Below are 17,418 nucleotides of genomic sequence, written 5' to 3'. Positions count from 1 at the left end.
GGGTTGCGCCGCCGCGTACGGCCGGGCGGACCAGCAGAAAGTCTACCGGCGCGGGCTGTGCGCCCGCCGGGGCTTAACCCCTACCGCCGCCGCGAGGCCCCGTACGGGCGCTGCGCCCCGGCCCCCGGCCCGGCCCCGCGGCCACCCCCGCCGGCCCGCTGACCTGCCCTTCGACCCGTCTGCGGAGTCCAGGATTCCGCTGCCGGTCCGCCGCCCGGGCGCCGCCGCCGCGCCGCTATTCCGCCGCCGCCCGCTCCCTGGCCGGCGTACGGGAACGCCCGCGCGGCAGGACCCGCAGCGCGTCCCCCATGTCCGCGACCTCGGTCACCTTCATCCCCGCCGGCACCTTGCCCGGGTCCGCCGGGACCAGCGCGTGCGTGAAGCCGAGCCGGTGGGCCTCGGCCAGGCGCCGCTGCACGCCGGTCACCCGCCGCACCTCGCCGGCCAGGCCGACCTCCCCGATGGCGACCAGGTTCTTCGGCAGGGGCACGTCACTGGCCGCCGAGGCCAGGGCCAGCGCGATCGCCAGGTCCGCGGCCGGCTCGGTCAGCTTCACCCCGCCCACGGTGGCGCTGTAGATGTCCCGCTTGCCCAGCGCGGTGATCCGGCCGCGCTGCTCCAGCACCGCCAGCATCATGGAGACGCGCGAGGTCTCCAGGCCCGAGGTGGTGCGGCGCGGGGAGGGGATCTGGGAGTCGACGGTCAGCGCCTGCACCTCGGCGACCAGCGGGCGCTTGCCCTCCAGGGTCACGGTCAGGCAGGTGCCCGGCACCGCCTCGGCCCGCCGGGTGAGGAACAGCCCGCTGGGGTCGGCGAGCCCGGTGATGCCCTCGTCGTGGAGCTCGAAGCAGCCGACCTCGTCCGTGGCCCCGTAACGGTTCTTCACGCCGCGCACCAGGCGCAGCCGGGCGTGCCGGTCGCCCTCGAAGCTGAGCACCACGTCCACCAGGTGCTCCAGCAGGCGGGGGCCGGCGATGGCCCCGTCCTTGGTGACGTGGCCGACGAGGAGGGTGGCCATGCCCCGCTCCTTCGACGCGCGGATCAGCGCGCCGGCGACCTCCCGCACCTGCGCCATGCCGCCGGGCGCGCCGTCGATCTCGGGGGAGGCGATGGTCTGCACGGAGTCCAGGACCAGCAGCGACGGCCGCACCGCGTCCAGGTGGCCCAGCACGGCGGACAGGTCGGTCTCGGCGGCGAGGTAGAGGTGGTCGTCGAGGGCGTTGATCCGGTCGGCCCGCAGCCGCACCTGGCTCGCGGACTCCTCGCCGGTGACGTACAGGGTGCGGTGGTCCCCACTGGCCGCCTTCGCCGCGACGTCCAGCAGCAGCGTCGACTTGCCGACGCCCGGCTCGCCCGCCAGCAGCACCACCGCGCCGGGCACCAGGCCGCCGCCCAGGACGCGGTCCAGCTCGTCCACCCCGGTGCTGCGGGCGGTCGCGGTCCTGCCGTCGACCTGGGCGATGGGCAGTGCCGCGGCCGAGACGCGCCCGGCCGCGGTGGTCCGCACGGCGGGCGTGCCGATCTCCTCGACGGTCCCCCACGCCTGGCACTCGGGGCACCGGCCGAGCCATTTCGCGGTGGCCCAGCCGCACTCGGAGCAGCGGTAGGACGGCCGGTCCTTGGCGGATGAGCGAGATGTACGGGCAGCCATGCGGCCCACCGTAGCCGCCGCCACCGACAACGCCCGACCGGTCCGGAGGGCGGGCGGCTCCAGCCGCGGCTCCGGCCCCGGCTCCGGCCCCCGGCGGATCCCGGCTTGCGACGGCGGTGGATCCCGGCCGGGGGGCGGTGGATGCGCGGTCGGCGTGCTCCCGCGTCAGGCGCGCTGTCAGCCGACGGGCGATCTGTTCACCCGTAAGGGCTAAAACCCCGGAAGGCTTCCGGGGCGTTACCGGCGCGCCGCCTACGGTTCGCCAGGTGAACAGCAGCGACCAGGGAGACCCCGTATCGCGCACCGGCGCACACCCGGCGCACGGGCGCACGTCCCGAGCGGGTTGGGCGGGTCCGGCGGCCGATACGGGTGGTGCGGAGGATACGACTGTTGCCGGTGGTGCCACCGATGCGGTAGGGGCGGCAGGGGCGCGTGGGGCGACCGGTGCCCCCGGCACGGCCGAGCCCCCGCCCCTCCGGCACGAGCCCTATCTCGACGGGCTCTTCACGTACTGCCTGTCGGTGCTGTGCGACCACGACGCCGCCACCGACGTCCTCGGAGACGTCCTCGCCGTCGCCGAACGGCACCCCGGCCGGTGCCCCGACGAGGGCCACCGCCGGGCCTGGCTGTACGCGCTCGCCCGCTGGGCCTGCCTGCGCCGGCTGGCCGAGCAGCGGCGCGCGCGGCAGGGGGCGCATTCCACCCGGCGCACACCGGAGCACGCCGACACCGCGCGTGCGCCCCGGGCGCACCGCCCGCTCGACGTGAGCGCCTACCGCCGCACCGAGCTCGCCCGGCTCGCCTGGCCCGAGGCCGCCGGAACCACCCCCGAGCAGCGCGAAGCCCTCGAACTCGCCGTCCGCCACCGCCTCGGCGTCCCGGAACTCGCCGCCGTCATCGGCACCGCCCCCACCGCCGCCCGGGAGCTGCTCTCCGGCGCGGCCTGCGAGGTGGAGCGCACCCGCGCCGCCCTTGCCGTGGTCGAGACCGCCGACTGCCCGGCCGTCTCCCGCATCACCGGCGACGACGGTGACGGCCAGGTCCTGCTGTCCACCACCCTGCGCGCCGAGCTCGTCCGGCACGTCGACGACTGCCCGCGCTGCCGCCGCGTCGCCGAACGCGTCGGTGCCGGGGCGCCGTGGCCCGGCACCGGCGGCATCGACGCCGCCCTCCCGCTCGTCCCCGCGCCGCGCCCCGCCGTCCACGCCGCCATGCTGCGCTCCGGCCGGCGCCGCGGCGGCCGCCCCGGCCCGCGCTTCGACCGGACCGGCTTCCCGATGGACCCCAAGGACCGCGCCGCCCGCCGCGACCGGCTCCGGGCCCGGGCGGTGACCACCACCGTCGTCGCCACCGTCGTCGCCGCGCCCGTGCTCGCCCTGTGGGCCGCGTACCGGGGCGCCCCCGCCACCGGCGAGCCCGTCGGGGGCGACGGCACCCGCATCTCCGCCAGCGAATCGGAGATCCCGCCCCCCGCCGGGGGCCGCCCCCTCACCGCGTACGAGAACACCGGCAACACCGCCCACACCACCGGCGAGCCCGGCTTCGCCTCCGGCAGCGAAGCCCCCGACGTCTCCGTCGAGGTCATCAGCGCCGGCGCCCCGGCCACCCCCGACGCCGGCGGCCCGGGCGCGCCCGGCCGCCTCACCGTCGCCGCCACCACCCGCGGCGGCACCACCCTGCTCACCCTCAGCGCCTCCGGCGGGAGCCCGGTCGACTGGCGGCTCTGGTCGGACGCCCCGTGGCTGCGCGCGAGCCAGACGGCGGGGACGCTGGCGCCCGGAGAATCGGTCACCCTGCGGATCACCGTCGACACCGCGGCCCAGCCCGTCGGCGCCTGGACGGCCCGGGTCGGCGTGGACCCCGGCGGGGCGGTGGTCTCCCTCCAGGGCCGCGGCCGCCCCGCGCCCGCCACCGATCCGACCCCTCCCGCCCCCGAACCGACCCCGACGCCGACCCCGACCCCGCCGGCCCCGGATCCCGACCCGACGCCCACGCCGCCGGCCCCGGACCCCGACCCGACCCCGACCCCGGCGCCCACCCCGGCCCCGACGGACACCGCGAGCCCGGAGCCGGCCCCAGGAGGAACGGTTTCTCCCGGCTCGCCGCCGGGGGCCTGAGGCAGCGCCCGCCTCAGGCCCCCGACGGCGCGTTCCGGCTACGCCGGGTCGGCGGGTTGCGGTGCCAGCCGGCTACGCCGGGTCGGCGGGGTGCGGCGCCATCGGAAGCAGCGAGGCCAGCCGCGCCTCGCACAGCTTCACCAGCTCCGCGTACGCCTCCGCGCCCATCAGCTCCGTCAGCTCCGCCCGGTACGACACGTACACCGGCTGACCGGCACCGTGCGCCGAGGTCGCCGACGTGCACCACCAGTGCAGGTCGTGGCCGCCCGGGCCCCAGCCGCGCCGGTCGTACTCGCCGATCGACACCTGAAGGACGCGGGTGTCGTCCGGCCGGTCGATCCAGTCGTACGTCCGCCGGATGGGCAGCTGCCAGCACACGTCCGGCTTGGTCTCCAGCGGCTCCTGGCCGCTCCGGAGCGCCAGGATGTGCAGGGAGCAGCCCGCGCCGGCCGGGAAGCCGGGCCGGTTCAGGAAGATGCAGGCGCCGTCCCAGCGGCGGGTCTGCTTCTCCCCGTCGTCGTCGAACTGCGTCCAGCCGGACTCGCTGCCGACGTCGTGGAACTGCCACAGCTCGGGCGTGAGCCGGGCGACGTGCTCGGCGACCCGCTTCTCGTCGTCCTCGTCGGAGAAGTGCGCGCCCAGGGTGCAGCAGCCGTCGGCCGCGCGCCCCGCCTGGATGCCCTGGCAGCCGCTGCCGAAGATGCACGTCCATCGGGAGGTGAGCCAGGTCAGGTCACAGCGGAAGACCTGCTCCTCGTCGGCGGGATCGGGGAACTCCACCCAGGCCCTGGGGAAGTCGAGGCCCTTCTCGTCCGACACCTTGTTCTTCGCCCCGCCCTTGATCGGGTGGGCGTTCTTGCCGGCCTTCTTCGTATGTGGCACAAGCCAAGCGTAAGCGCCCCTTCCGCCACCGCTCCGCGTGCCGCCCAGTAGCGTTTCCCGTATGAGACTCGGTGTCCTCGATGTGGGTTCGAACACGATCCACCTGCTGGTGGTGGACGCGCACCCCGGCGCGCGCCCCCAGCCCGCGCACTCGCACAAGGTCCAGCTGCGGCTGGCGGAGCTGCTCGACGAGCGCGGCGCGGTCAGCCCCGAGGGGGTCGAGCGCCTGGTCTCCGTGATCGCCGGCGCGGTGCAGGCCGCCGAGGACAAGGGCTGCGAGGACGTACTGCCGTTCGCGACCAGCGCCGTACGAGAGGCCCCGAACGCCGACGAGGTCCTCGCCCGCGTCAAGGCCGAGACCGGTATCGAGCTGCCGGTGCTCAGCGGTGAGGACGAGGCGCGGCTGACCTTCCTGGCGGTCCGGCGGTGGTTCGGCTGGTCGGCCGGCAAGCTGCTGGTCCTCGACATCGGCGGGGGCTCGCTGGAAGTGGCGTTCGGCATGGACGAGGACCCGGACGCGGCCGTCTCCCTCCCCCTGGGCGCGGGCCGCCTCACCTCGGCCTGGCTCCCGGGCGACCCGGCGGACCCGGCGGACGTGAAGGCCCTGCGGCGGCACGTGCGGGCGCAGATCGCGCGGACGGTCGGCGAGTTCAGCCGCTTCGGGGCGCCGGACCACGTGGTGGCGACGTCGAAGACCTTCAAGCAGCTGGCCCGCATAGCGGGCGCCGCCCGCGAGGCCGACGGGCTGTACGTGCAACGGGACCTGACCCGCAAGTCCCTGGAGGAGTGGGTTCCCCGCCTGACGGCGATGACCACGTCCCAGCGCGCCGCCCTCCCGGGCGTCTCGGAGGGCCGCGCCGCCCAGCTGCTGGCGGGCGCGCTGGTGGCGGAGGCGGCGATGGACCTCTTCGGGGTGGACGACCTGGAGATCTGCCCCTGGGCCCTGCGCGAGGGCGTCATCCTGCGCCGGCTGGACCACCTGCCGTAGGGCGGGGTGCGGGGGACCGCGTCAGAGCTGGTCCGGGGGCTTCCCGCCGGCCGCGTCCCACGCCTGCGGGCTGTGGCGGTGGTTGCGGTGGCCCGCCGTGAGGACCGCCCGGAGCCGGGGGAGGTGTTCCGTGGCCGGGGGGAGGCGCAGGCGGTCGAGGAGGGTGAGGGCCTGCGGAGGGTCCAGGTCGCCGTAGAGGTCGTGGTAGCCCGCGAGGAGGGCCTTGAAGAGGGGGGCGTGCAGGGCCGGGAGGCGGGCGGCCGTCTCGTACGCGAGGTGCTTGGCCTCCCACGGGACCGGGCCCGAGTCGGCCAGGACGCGGGACGCCCGGCGCAGGGCGGGCGGTGTGGGGGCGGCCACGATGGCCGCGATGTCGTTGCCCAAGACCTCCGCGAAGGCCGTGGCGCTGGTGGTGCGGTCCTCGAACCAGTCGACCCACAGGGAGTAGCGGACGGGTTCCGGGTCCCGTTCCGCCTCCAGGCGGGTGCGGTAGCCCTCCCAGAGGGGGCCCGCGGGCAGCGGGCCGTACGGGCCGTCGTGCGCCATGCCGATCTCGCAGGTCACCCAGTACTCGCCGAGCAGGTCGAGCAGGCCGAAGGCCATCCGTACCGCCGCCGCCTCGTCGAGGTCCTCGTCGACGAAGACCTCGCAGGCGTAGGCGTGGGCGATCTCGTTGGCGGTACGGGGACCGCCGGGCCCGTCCGGGTCGGTCCAGCCCCCGGGGGTCTCGACGACCCCGCGGTCGGCCAGCCATCGCCGGGCCCGGGCGACCGCTTCGGTTTCCATCCGGAAAGTATGACGAGAGTGCCGCCGGGTACGCCCCGCCGGGGAGGGGCCCCGTAATCTGTCCCCGTGGCAGATCCACTCCGTATCCCGAGCAGCCGGACCCCGAAGGTCGCCCTGTCCACCGCCTCCGTGTACCCGGAGACCACGGCGACCGCCTTCGAGATCGCCGCCCGCCTCGGCTACGACGGCGTGGAGGTCATGGTCTGGACGGACCCGGTCAGTCAGGACGTCGACGCCCTGCGCCGGCTGTCGGACCACCACGGGGTGCCGGTCCTCGCCGTGCACGCGCCCTGCCTCCTCATCACCCAGCGGGTGTGGTCCACCGACCCGTGGACCAAGCTCCAGCGGGCCCGGGCGGCGGCCGAGCGGCTCGGGGCGTCCACCGTCGTCGTGCACCCGCCGTTCCGCTGGCAGCGGCAGTACGCGCGGGACTTCGTCTCCGGGATCTGGCGGATGGCCGACGAGACCGACGTCCGCTTCGCCGTCGAGAACATGTACCCCTGGCGCTACCGGGACCGCGAGATGCTCGCGTACGCGCCCGAGTGGGACGTGTCGAAGGACGACTACCGGCACTTCACCGTCGACCTGTCGCACACCGCCACCGCGCGCGCCGACGCCACCGCGATGGTCGACCGGATGGGGGACCGGCTGGCGCACGTCCACCTCGCCGACGGGAACGGTTCGGCGAAGGACGAGCACCTGGTCCCCGGACGCGGTACGCAGCCCTGCGCCGAGCTGCTGGCCGGGCTGGCCCGCAGCTCCTTCGACGGGCACGTGGTGATCGAGGTCAACACGCGCCGGGCGATGTCCTCCGCCGAGCGGGAGGCCGACCTCGCCGAGGCGCTGGCCTTCACGCGCACGCACCTCGCGAAGCCGGCCGGGCGCCGGTGAGCGAGCCCGCGAAGCGGCGGCGCGGTCCCGGCCGGCCCCGCCAGGACGAGGCCGACGACGGCCCGGGCACGCAGGAGCGCATCCGCCTCGCCGCCCGCGAGGTGTTCGCCGAGCGCGGCTACGACAAGACGTCCGTGCGCGGCGTCGCCAAGGTGGCGGGGGTGGACCCGGCCCTGGTGCACCACTACTTCGGCAGCAAGGACGACCTCTTCGCCGCCGCCGTCGAGGTGAGCATGGAGCCCGCGCTGGTGGTTCCGGCCCTTCTCGGCGGGGGCCCGGAGGGCATCGGGGAGCGGCTGGTCCGCTATTTCCTGGGCGTGTGGGAGAACCCGGCCACCCGGGTCCCGCTGCTGGCCGTGATCCGGTCGGCGCTCACGCACGAGGCCGCCGCGAAGGTACTGCGCACGCTGGTGCTGCGCCGGGTGCTGGAGCGGATCGCCGCCGACCTCGACGTCCCGGACCCGACGTTCCGGGCCGAGCTGGCCGCCTCGCACATGGTCGGGATCGCCGTCCTGCGGTACGTCGTCCAGGTCGAGCCCCTCGCGTCGGCGGACCCGGAGGACATCGTGGCCATGGTGGCGCCCACCCTCCAGCGCTACCTGACCGAGGAGTGACCTCCGCATCCCGGCATGCGGACCAGATGTCCGGATCGCGGGCGGTGGGCGTAGCCTCGTAACCGAGCCATATCCACAGTCGCGGCTGACCGTACAGCCGCACTCATGGGGAGTGAACCGCATGCCCGAGCTGAGGTCCCGCACCGTCACCCACGGCCGCAACATGGCAGGCGCTCGTGCGCTGATGCGCGCGTCGGGCGTAGCGAGCGAGGACATCGGCAAGCCGATCATCGCGGTGGCCAACTCCTTCACCGAGTTCGTCCCCGGCCACACCCACCTCGCCCCCGTCGGCCGGATCGTCTCCGACGCCATCCGCGCCGCCGGTGCGATCCCGCGCGAGTTCAACACGATCGCGGTCGACGACGGCATCGCCATGGGCCACGCCGGCATGCTGTACTCCCTGCCGTCGCGCGACCTGATCGCCGACAGCGTGGAGTACATGGTCGAGGCGCACTGCGCCGACGCCCTGATCTGCATCTCCAACTGCGACAAGATCACCCCCGGCATGCTGATGGCCGCCATGCGCCTCAACATCCCGGTCGTCTTCGTCTCCGGCGGCCCGATGGAGGCCGGGCAGGCGACGCTGGTGGACGGCACCGTCCGCAAGCTCGACCTGATCGACGCCATGGTCGACGCCTCCAACGAGAACGTCTCCGACGAGGACGTGCTGCGGATCGAGGAGAACGCCTGCCCGACGTGCGGCTCCTGTTCCGGCATGTTCACCGCCAACTCGATGAACTGCCTCGCCGAGGCCATCGGCCTGGCCCTGCCCGGCAACGGCTCCGTCCTCGCCACGCACACCGCCCGCCGCGCCCTGTACGAGGACGCCGGCCGCACGGTCGTGGAGATCACCAAGCGCTACTACGAGGGCGGCGACGAGTCCGTCCTGCCGCGCAACATCGCCACCCGCGAGGCCTTCGAGAACGCCATGGCCCTCGACATCGCCATGGGCGGCTCCACGAACACGATCCTGCACCTGCTGGCCGCGGCGCAGGAAGCGGGCCTGGACTACGACCTCACCGACATCGACGCGGTCTCGCGCCGCGTCCCGTGCCTGGCCAAGGTCGCGCCGAACGTCGCCCCCGGCGGCACGTACTACATGGAGGACATCCACCGGGCCGGCGGCATCCCCGCCATCCTCGGCGAGCTGCACCGCGGCGGCCTCCTGAACAAGGACGTCACCACGGTCCACTCCGAGAACCTGGAGGACTGGCTGGCGAAGTGGGACGCCCGCTCCGGCACGGCCGACGACGTGGCCATGGAGCTGTGGCACGCGGCCCCCGGCTGCAAGCGCTCCGCCACCGCCTTCTCCCAGTCCGAGCGCTGGGAGACCCTCGACCTCGACGCCGAGGGCGGCTGCATCCGCTCGGTGCAGCACGCGTACTCCAAGGACGGCGGCCTCGCCGTCCTGCGCGGCAACATCGCCGTCGACGGCTGCGTGGTCAAGACCGCCGGCGTCGACGAGTCGATCTGGACCTTCGAGGGCCCGGCGGTCGTCTGCGAGTCGCAGGACGAGGCCGTCGACAAGATCCTGCGCAAGGAGATCAAGCCGGGCGACGTCGTCGTCATCCGCTACGAGGGCCCGCGCGGCGGCCCCGGCATGCAGGAGATGCTCTACCCGACCTCCTTCCTCAAGGGCCGCGGCCTCGGCAAGGTCTGCGCCCTGGTGACGGACGGCCGGTTCTCCGGCGGCACCTCGGGCCTCTCCATCGGCCACGCCTCCCCGGAGGCGGCCTCGGGCGGCAACATCGCGGTCGTGCAGGACGGCGACCGGATCCGCATCGACATCCCGAACCGGGGGATCGAACTGCTGGTCTCCGAGGAGGAGCTGGCGGCACGCCACGCGGCGCTGGGCGGCGTCTACGCCCCGAAGGACCGCGAGCGCACGGTCTCGGCGGCCCTGCGCGCCTACGCGGCGATGGCCACGAGCGCCGACAAGGGCGCGGTGCGCGACGTCTCGAAGCTCGGCTGACACCCATACGGCTCGCGCCCCTCGCGCCGCTCGGCGCCGGGGGCGCCTCGCGGGCTTCGGGCCGCTGCGCCGGACTCCGTCCGTCGGCCGCCCCGGCCACCGGCTCACCACCCGGCCGCGTTCCCGGCGTCCACGGCGAACACCGTTCCGTCGGGCGCGGAGCCGTAGACGCGGCCCTCCGTGGTGACCGGGGCGGGGAGGGCGGCGCTGAACGTGCCCTGCGCGGCCATGCGCGGCTTGGTCTGTCCCACCAGCCGTCCGGCTGCCGCGTCGACGGCCAGCAGCCGGCCGTCCCCGGTCATCAGGTAGACCTGCCCGTCCGACTGCGCGGGCGCGGAGCCGCTGGCGGCCCCGGTCTCCAGCCGCCAGAGCTCCCTCTCCGCGCCCACCGCCACCAGCGCGCCCCCACCGCCGAAGGCGTAGACCGTTCCGTCCGGGCCCACGGCCGCCTCCGCGTCGAACAGGGGAGCGGGCAGCTGGACCCGGCGGATCGTCCGGCTCGCCACGTCCACCCGCACGACGGCGCCGGTCCGGGCGTCCGCGCCGGTGTCCAGCAGATGCACCGCACCGTGCGCCACGCCGACGGGCCGTAGCTTCCCCGTGGTCCGCGTCCGCCAGCGCACGCCGCCCGTCGCCGGGTCGACTTCCGCGAGCTGCGTCGACCCGCCGTCGAGGGCCGCGGTCGCCACGTAGAGCACGGGCGCGCCCGACGCCCCGGGGCCGCCCCACCACACGGACCCGGCGTCACCGATCTTCTGCGTCCAGCGCTGGGTGCCGCTCGCCCCGTCGAGGGCGGTGACCATCCCGTTCGCGGTCACGGTGAGCGCGTACGGGCCGGCGGTCACCACGCGCGTGCCGCCGGGCAGTTTCCGCTGCCAGCGCTCGGCACCCGTGGCGGGATCCAGGGCCCGCAGCAGCGCGCTGCCGGGTGCCACCGCCAGCACCAGCCCACCCGAGTGGAGGGGGGCGCTGCCGGTCGTCACGCCCTGGCTCGGGGGGTTCGCGCGGACCGTCCACACCGTCGAGCCGTCCGCGGGGTCGAGCCGGGTCGCGGCCAGGCCCCGGCCCGAGCAGTACAGCCCGCCGGACCCGGCCGAGCAGGACACCTGGGGTGCGCCCGTCGAGGCCGACCACGGCGAGAAGCCCTTCGCCGGTGCCCCCGAGGCGTGGGCGGCCGGCTGCTCCGGCGTCCCGGCGCCGGGCGCCCACCACAGGTAACCGCCGACCGCCGCCGCCGTGAGCAGCACCGCGAGCCCGGCCGCCGGCAGCACCGGCCTGCGCCGGCGGGCCGGGGGCGGCCGGTCCGCCGCGATCCGGTCCCGCCGGTGGGTGACCTGCTCCTGCGCCACGGGCCCGCGCGGCCGCGGTATGAACGCCTGGGTGTCCTCGGCGGTCGGGTACGCGACGGCCCGCATCTCCCCGATCAGCGCCTCGGCGGTCGGCCGCTCCGCCGGATCCTTCGCCAGGCAGCGCTCCACGATCGGCACGAGCCGGGCCGGCAGCCCCGTCAGGTCGGGTTCGGCGTGCACGACCTGGTACGCCACGAGGTAATGGCTGTCGGAGTCGAAGGGCCCGCGCCCGGTCGCCGCGTGCACCAGCACCGCGCCGAGCGCGAAGACGTCCGCGGCCGTCCCCACGTCCCTCGGCCGCTGGAACTGCTCCGGCGCCATGAACGGCGGCGTCCCGATCAGCTTGCCCGTCTCGGTGCGCAGGTCGCTGTCGGCCGGGCGCGAGATGCCGAAGTCGATGACCCGCACCCCGTCCGGGGCCATCAGCACGTTGCTCGGCTTCAGGTCCCGGTGCACCACCCCGGCCCGGTGGATGTCCCGCAGGGCCTCCGCCAGCCCGGCCGCGAGCCGGGTCAGCTCGACGGCGTCGAGCACGCGTTCCCGTACCCGCTCGGACAGCGTCGGGGCGTCGATGAACAGGGTGGCCATCCAGGGCCGCTCGGCATCCGGATCGGCGTCGACGACGGGCGCGGTGAAGGCGCCGCTCACCCTTCGCGCGGCCGCGACCTCCTGCCGGAACCGCGCCCGGAACTCCGGGTCCACCGCGTGCTGGGGGTGCACGACCTTGACGGCCAGCCTGAGCCCGGAGCTGGAGGTGGCCAGGTGGACGACGCCCATGCCGCCGGAGCCGAGCACGGATTCGAGCCGGTACTGCCCGGCGTACTGCGGAAACCCGGCGTTGTCCGCGCGCAGCGACTGCACCGCTCACCACCCCCGCCGGAGCCTAGTCGATGGCCCGTGCGAACATCCAAGGGCTTGCTACCCTGCGCGCGTTGCGCAGGAGCAGCACCCAAGGGGGAGATTCCACATGTCCGTTGAGAACGATTCCAGCCCGGTGCAGAGCCTCACGGCCGCCGACGGGGGTTTCCAGTCGTACCCGACCGCGCCCGGCTACCGGGTCAACATCCGCAGCGGCCCGGGCACCAACTACGCGATCATCGACGCCGTGCCCGTCGGCGGATCCGTCACGATCCGCTGCCAGTGCCCCGGCACCACGGTCTCGGGTCCGTACGGCACGACGGACCTGTGGGACTGCGTCGGCAACGGCCGCTTCGTCTCCGACGCCTACGTCCACACGGGCGCCGACGGCTACGTGGCCGGCCGCTGCGGCTGACGGCGTGATCGGCGGGTCGCCGGGCGACGGCCACGCCGCCCCGCACCGCGGCCGCGCCCGGCCGGGGGCCCGCCCGCCGTTCCGCCACGCGAGACACCCCCGGCGGGCCCGGCCCGCCGGGGGATAATCGCCGGTGTGAGCGACAACGAGCAGCGAGACCAGAGCCAGGCCCCGGCGGAGCCGGTCCCCGGACCGCAGCCCGAGCCGATCCGGTTCTTCGGCACCACCTGGGCGGACCACGACAACGGCTACGCGCTGCGCCGCGCCGGTGTCGCCGCCGGCTCGCTCGCCGCCGCCGTCCTCGGCGCCTACCTGCTGCGCCTCGCCTACGAGGGCCTGGAGATCGGCGACGTCGGCCCCTTCCTCAGCATCTCCGTCGTGGTGCTCTTCGCGATCGCCAGCTCCATCGCCTTCGCCAAGACCTGGGAGTCCTTCGGCCGCCGGCCCCGCCCCTCCTCCGACGAGGCCGCCCTCAAGGGCCTGAAGGCGATCGGTTTCATCGGCTCCCTCGTCGCATACTTCCTGCGCAGCCTGAGCGAGGCCCCGGGCGAGAAGCTCCGCCGCGCCGAGTACGAGAGCGCCGTGGCCGAGTTCGCCCGCCGCCGCAGCGCCCGTACGGGGAACCCGGCGGCCCGCCGCTCCAAGCGCAGGAAGTAGCCCCGCCCGGCTCCAGTCCCCTTTTTTCCGAAGGCCCGTCGATTGACGCCCGGCACCACCAGGAGCATTATTCATCACATGATGAATAACCTGCGGGAGGCGGCGCCGTCCCCTCCCGCCGTCCACGCCGACGCCCTCACCGTCCGCCGCGGCACGGGCCGCCACCCTCGCACCGTCCTCGACACCCTCACCTTCACCGTCCCCCGCGGCCGCATCACCGGCCTCCTCGGCCCCTCCGGCTGCGGCAAGTCCACCCTCATGCGCGCCGTCGTCGGCACCCAGGCCCACGTCACCGGCACCCTCGACGTCCTCGGCCACCCCGCCGGCCACCCCCGGCTCCGCTCCCGCATCGGCTACGTCACCCAGGCACCCTCCGTCTACGACGACCTCACCGTCCGGCAGAACCTCGACTACTTCGCCGCCGTCCTCGACCCCGGCCGCACCGCCACCGACCGCCGCCGCGCCGCCGTCGAACGGGCCATCGCCGACGTCGACCTCACCACCCACGCCACCGCCCTCGCCGGCCGCCTCTCCGGAGGCCAGCGCAGCCGCGTGTCCCTCGCCGTCGCCCTCCTCGGCACCCCCGAGCTGCTCGTCCTCGACGAACCCACCGTCGGCCTCGACCCCGTCCTGCGCCGCGACCTGTGGAACCTCTTCCACGACATCACCCGCGCCCGCGGCGCCACGATCCTCGTCTCCTCCCACGTCATGGACGAGGCCGAGCGCTGCCACGACCTGCTCCTCATGCGCGAGGGCCGCATCCTCGCCCAGGACACCCCCGAAGCCCTGCGCACCCGCACCCGCTCCGCCACCGTCGAAGAAGGCTTCCTGCGCCTCGTCGACGAAGCCGGCGCACACACCGAGGAGATCCAGCGATGAACGGCGCCCGCACCCTCGCCACCGCCGCCCGCGTCCTGCGCCAGCTCGCCCACGACCCGCGCTCCATCGCACTGATGCTGCTGGTCCCCGTACTGATGCTCACCCTGCTGCGCTACGTCTTCGACGGCAGCCCCCGCACCTTCGACAGCATCGGCGCGTCCCTCCTCGGGATCTTCCCCCTCATCACGATGTTCCTCGTGACCTCGATCGCCACCCTGCGCGAACGCACCTCCGGAACCCTCGAACGCCTCCTCGCCATGCCGCTGGGCAAAGGCGACCTCATCGCCGGCTACGCCCTCGCCTTCGGCGCCGTCGCCGTCGTCCAGTCCCTCCTCGCCACCGGCCTCGCCCTCTGGCTCCTCGGCCTCGACGTCACCGGCTCCCCCTGGCTGCTCCTGCTCGTCGCCCTCCTCGACGCCCTCCTCGGCACCGCCCTCGGCCTCTTCGTCTCCGCCTTCGCCGCGTCCGAGTTCCAGGCCGTCCAGTTCATGCCGGCCGTGATCTTCCCGCAGCTGCTCCTGTGCGGGCTCTTCGCGGCCCGCGACACCATGCAGCCCGTACTCGAAGGCCTCTCGGACGTCCTGCCCATGTCCTACGCCGTCGACGGCATGACCCAGGTCCTCACCCACACCGACATGACCGCCGACTTTGTCCGCGACGCCGTCGTCGTCGCCGGCTGCGCCCTGCTCGTCCTCGCCCTCGGCGCCGCCACCCTCCGCCGCCGGACGCCCTGACCACGGAGCGGACACCCCCTCGCCACGACGCGCACGGGTGCAAGGATGAGGGCGTACGTCCTGATGGTTCGTTCGGCGAGGTGAATCGGGCATGACCCAGACAGTCGCAGTCCTCGGTACCGGCAAGATCGGCGAGGCTCTGCTCAGCGGGATGATCCGCGGCGGCTGGCCGGCCGCCAAACTGCTCGTCACCGCCCGCCGCCCCGAGCGCGCCGAGGAGCTCCGCACCCGCTACGGCGTCGAGGCCGTCAGCAACGCCGAAGCCGCCAACCGCGCCGACACCCTCATCCTCACCGTCAAGCCGCAGGACATGGGCAAGCTCCTCGAAGAGCTCGCCCCGCACGTCCCCGCCGACCGCCTCGTCATCAGCGGCGCCGCTGGCGTCCCCACCGCCTTCTTCGAGGAACGGCTCGCGCCCGGCACCCCCGTCGTCCGCGTCATGACGAACACCCCCGCCCTCGTCGACGAGGCCATGTCCGTCATCTCCGCCGGCAGCCACGCCACCGCCGCCCACCTCGAACACACCGAGGAGATCTTCGGCGGCGTCGGCAAGACCCTGCGCGTCCCCGAGTCCCAGCAGGACGCGGCCACCGCCCTCTCCGGCTCCGGACCCGCCTACTTCTACTTCCTCGTCGAAGCCATGACCGACGCCGGCATCCTCCTCGGCCTGCCACGCGCCCAGGCCCACGACCTCATCGTCCAGGCCGCCATCGGCGCCGCCGTGATGCTCCGCGACAGCGGCGAGCACCCCGTCAAGCTCCGCGAGGCCGTCACCTCCCCGGCCGGCACGACCATCAACGCCATCGTCGAGCTGGAGAAGCACGGCGTACGGGCCGCCCTGATCGCCGCCCTCGAAGCCGCCCGCGACCGCAGCCGCGAACTCGCCACCGGCAACAGCTGACCCGGCGGGAGGGCCCCGCACCCCGGGGCCCCTCCGCCCGCCCCTTCACGGCGCCAGCAGCCCCATGGCCTCGTACGCCCGGTCCACCACCGGCCGCGCCATGGCCCGGGCCCGCCCGGCGCCCTCGCGCAGCACCCGCTCCACCTCGCCCGGATCGGCCGCCAGCACCGCGTGCCGCTCCCGCAGCGGCCGCAGCAGCTCCACCACCGCCTCGGCGACGTCCCGCTTCAACGGCCCGTACTGGGAGTACCCCGCGGCGAGCTTCTCCGGGTCGCCGCCCGTACAGGCCGCCAGGATGTCCAGCAGGTTCGCCACCCCAGGCCGCGCGGCCCGGTCGTACACCACCCCGCCGTCCCCGCTGTCGGTCACGGCCCGCATCACCTTCTTGGTCACCACCGCCGGCTCGTCGAGCAGGTAGACGATGCCGGTGCCGCCCTCCTCCGACTTCCCCATCTTCCTGGTGGGGTCCTGGAGGTTCATGACCCGCGCGGCCACCGCCGGAACCGCCGCCCTGGGCACGGTGAAGGTGTGCCCGTACCGCTGGTTGAACCGCTCCGCCAGGTCCCGGGTCAGCTCCACGTGCTGGCGCTGGTCCTCACCCACCGGCACCTCGTCCGTCCGGTAGGCGAGGATGTCGGCGGCCATCAGCGCGGGATACGTCAGCAGCGACAGCCGTACGCCCTGCCCGGACGCCTCCGCCTTCGCCGCCTTCTCCCGGTACTGGATCATCCGCCGCATCTCCCCGTCGGTGGCGGTGCACTCCAGCAGGTAGGCCAGCCGCGTGTGCTCGCCGACGTGGCTCTGCACGAAGAGCGTGCACCGCTGCGGATCCAGCCCGGCGGCCAGGTACAGCGACGCGGCCTGCCGACTGAGCCGCCGCAGCCGTGCCGGATCGTGCTCCACGGTCAGCGCGTGCAGATCGACGACGCAGAACAGCGCGTCCCCGGGCGCCTGCTCGGCCGCGACCCACTGCCGGATGGCCCCCAGGTAGTTGCCCAGCGTCAGATGCCCGGACGGGGTGATCCCGCTGAAGATCCTCGTCATGTCCTGCTCTCCCTCGTGTCCTGTGGTGGGGGTGGTGTGGTGCCGTGGCCACCGCGTCGGGCGACCGAGCCACTCCCGGAGAGGGGGAGAAACAGAAACGGCCGCCGTAGCGGCGGCCGTGAGCGCATGCGTGCTCGCGTGGTGGTCGGCCGCCGTCAGGCGGGCCACCAACGAAGGCTGAGCGTGAGCGCGTGCGTGGTCATGCGAAGCAGCGTAGCCCCCGCAAGGCGCGGTGCGCGGGAAGTTTGCCGACCGGACGTCCGCCGGTCAGCCGGGGGTTGACACAGGTGTGCCCGATCCGTAAGGTTCTTCGAGTTGTCCGACGTGAGCGCCGACCCCGGTCGGTCCCCGGACAGCCATCCCGCACTACACATTCGAACGAACGACGCACTGTGTCGTCTCGTTTTCATGCGTATTTGCGAATGAGGAATCCGCGTTCCAGGACGCAGCCCCCGATTGGCATCGGGGGCAGGGAATCCGCTACTGTCTCACTCGCCGGAAGGGCCCAACAGCCCGGAACGCGAATCCCGCTGACTGGGAGTCAGGCCCGAAAGGATCTGATAGAGTCGGAACCGCCGGAAAGGAAAAGCGCGAAAGCGCAGGACCTGGAAAGCAAGCGAGAAAGACTCTGATAGAGTCGGAAACGCAAGAACAACACAGAACGAAAGCCCGGAGGAAAG

General features: G+C 74.2%; 15 protein-coding genes. 10 read left to right on the top strand and 5 right to left on the bottom strand.

Annotated features, from left to right (window positions below; genetic code table 11):
* Positions 1-235: 235 nt before the first annotated feature.
* Positions 236-1,651: a DNA repair protein RadA gene (radA, locus tag AB0D45_RS30580; RefSeq protein WP_361607857.1), complete on the bottom strand. Its 1,416-nt coding sequence runs from the start codon at positions 1,649-1,651 to the stop codon at positions 236-238.
* A 515-nt stretch (positions 1,652-2,166) separates the two neighbouring features.
* Here radA and AB0D45_RS30575 point away from each other — a divergent pair.
* Positions 2,167-3,768 (top strand): hypothetical protein, encoded by a 1,602-nt coding sequence (locus tag AB0D45_RS30575; RefSeq protein ID WP_362465050.1) that lies wholly within the window; start codon positions 2,167-2,169, stop codon positions 3,766-3,768.
* A gap of 72 nt (positions 3,769-3,840) precedes the next feature.
* On the opposite strand, the gene AB0D45_RS30570 is transcribed toward AB0D45_RS30575, so the two are convergent.
* The gene (locus AB0D45_RS30570) at positions 3,841-4,611 is read right to left on the bottom strand and encodes a hypothetical protein (RefSeq protein WP_361609847.1); all 771 of its coding nucleotides are present in this window, start codon (positions 4,609-4,611) and stop codon (positions 3,841-3,843) included.
* Between the two features lie 100 nt (positions 4,612-4,711).
* Here AB0D45_RS30570 and AB0D45_RS30565 point away from each other — a divergent pair, with 100 nt between their 5' ends.
* Positions 4,712-5,638: a Ppx/GppA phosphatase family protein gene (locus AB0D45_RS30565; RefSeq protein ID WP_361609846.1), complete on the top strand. Its 927-nt coding sequence runs from the start codon at positions 4,712-4,714 to the stop codon at positions 5,636-5,638.
* Between the two features lie 21 nt (positions 5,639-5,659).
* Here AB0D45_RS30565 and AB0D45_RS30560 read toward each other — a convergent pair whose 3' ends face one another.
* Positions 5,660-6,424 carry a hypothetical protein gene (locus AB0D45_RS30560; RefSeq protein WP_362465033.1) on the bottom strand — a complete coding sequence of 255 codons (765 nt, stop codon included), beginning with the start codon at positions 6,422-6,424 and terminating at the stop codon, positions 5,660-5,662.
* A 66-nt stretch (positions 6,425-6,490) separates the two neighbouring features.
* On the opposite strand from AB0D45_RS30560, the gene AB0D45_RS30555 reads away from it, so the two are divergent.
* From AB0D45_RS30555 to ilvD, 3 genes are all read left to right on the top strand, one after another.
* Positions 6,491-7,315, top strand: coding sequence for a sugar phosphate isomerase/epimerase (locus tag AB0D45_RS30555; protein WP_361609844.1), 825 nt, complete (start codon positions 6,491-6,493; stop codon positions 7,313-7,315).
* Complete coding sequence (locus AB0D45_RS30550; RefSeq protein WP_361609843.1) at positions 7,312-7,929, top strand: TetR family transcriptional regulator; 618 nt, start codon at positions 7,312-7,314, stop codon at positions 7,927-7,929. Before AB0D45_RS30555 ends, AB0D45_RS30550 begins: the two co-directional genes overlap by 4 nt.
* Positions 7,930-8,050: 121 nt before the next feature.
* Entirely contained in the window at positions 8,051-9,901 is a 1,851-nt protein-coding gene (gene ilvD / locus AB0D45_RS30545) for a dihydroxy-acid dehydratase (protein ID WP_361609842.1), read from the top strand.
* 104 nt (positions 9,902-10,005) lie between these two features.
* Here the strand turns inward: ilvD and AB0D45_RS30540 are convergent, their stop codons facing one another.
* Positions 10,006-12,111, bottom strand: a complete 2,106-nt coding sequence (locus AB0D45_RS30540; protein ID WP_362465029.1) for a serine/threonine-protein kinase — start codon at positions 12,109-12,111, stop codon at positions 10,006-10,008.
* Between the two features lie 106 nt (positions 12,112-12,217).
* Here AB0D45_RS30540 and AB0D45_RS30535 point away from each other — a divergent pair, with 106 nt between their 5' ends.
* The 5 genes from AB0D45_RS30535 to proC all read left to right on the top strand — a co-directional run bounded on the left by AB0D45_RS30535 (position 12,218) and on the right by proC (position 15,694).
* Positions 12,218-12,523, top strand: coding sequence for a peptidase (locus AB0D45_RS30535; RefSeq protein WP_361609840.1), 306 nt, complete (start codon positions 12,218-12,220; stop codon positions 12,521-12,523).
* 135 nt (positions 12,524-12,658) lie between these two features.
* Positions 12,659-13,180: a hypothetical protein gene (locus AB0D45_RS30530; RefSeq protein WP_362465026.1), complete on the top strand. Its 522-nt coding sequence runs from the start codon at positions 12,659-12,661 to the stop codon at positions 13,178-13,180.
* Positions 13,181-13,258: 78 nt separating this feature from the next.
* Positions 13,259-14,059 carry an ABC transporter ATP-binding protein gene (locus AB0D45_RS30525; protein WP_362465023.1) on the top strand — a complete coding sequence of 267 codons (801 nt, stop codon included), beginning with the start codon at positions 13,259-13,261 and terminating at the stop codon, positions 14,057-14,059.
* Positions 14,056-14,793, top strand: a complete 738-nt coding sequence (locus tag AB0D45_RS30520) for an ABC transporter permease (protein ID WP_362465021.1) — start codon at positions 14,056-14,058, stop codon at positions 14,791-14,793. The genes AB0D45_RS30525 and AB0D45_RS30520 overlap by 4 nt, the downstream gene beginning before the upstream one ends.
* Positions 14,794-14,884: 91 nt before the next feature.
* On the top strand, positions 14,885-15,694 hold the full coding sequence (gene proC, locus AB0D45_RS30515) for a pyrroline-5-carboxylate reductase (RefSeq protein ID WP_362465018.1): 810 nt from the start codon (positions 14,885-14,887) through the stop codon (positions 15,692-15,694).
* A gap of 45 nt (positions 15,695-15,739) precedes the next feature.
* Here proC and trpS read toward each other — a convergent pair whose 3' ends face one another.
* Positions 15,740-16,738: a tryptophan--tRNA ligase gene (gene trpS, locus AB0D45_RS30510; RefSeq protein ID WP_361610803.1), complete on the bottom strand. Its 999-nt coding sequence runs from the start codon at positions 16,736-16,738 to the stop codon at positions 15,740-15,742.
* Positions 16,739-17,418: the final 680 nt, after the last annotated feature.

The organism is Streptomyces sp. NPDC048352 (assembly GCF_040651895.1).
Lineage (GTDB): Bacteria > Actinomycetota > Actinomycetes > Streptomycetales > Streptomycetaceae > Streptomyces.
The sequence above is the reverse complement of the archived record's forward strand: the minus strand, read 5'-3'. Positions and strand labels throughout refer to the sequence as shown.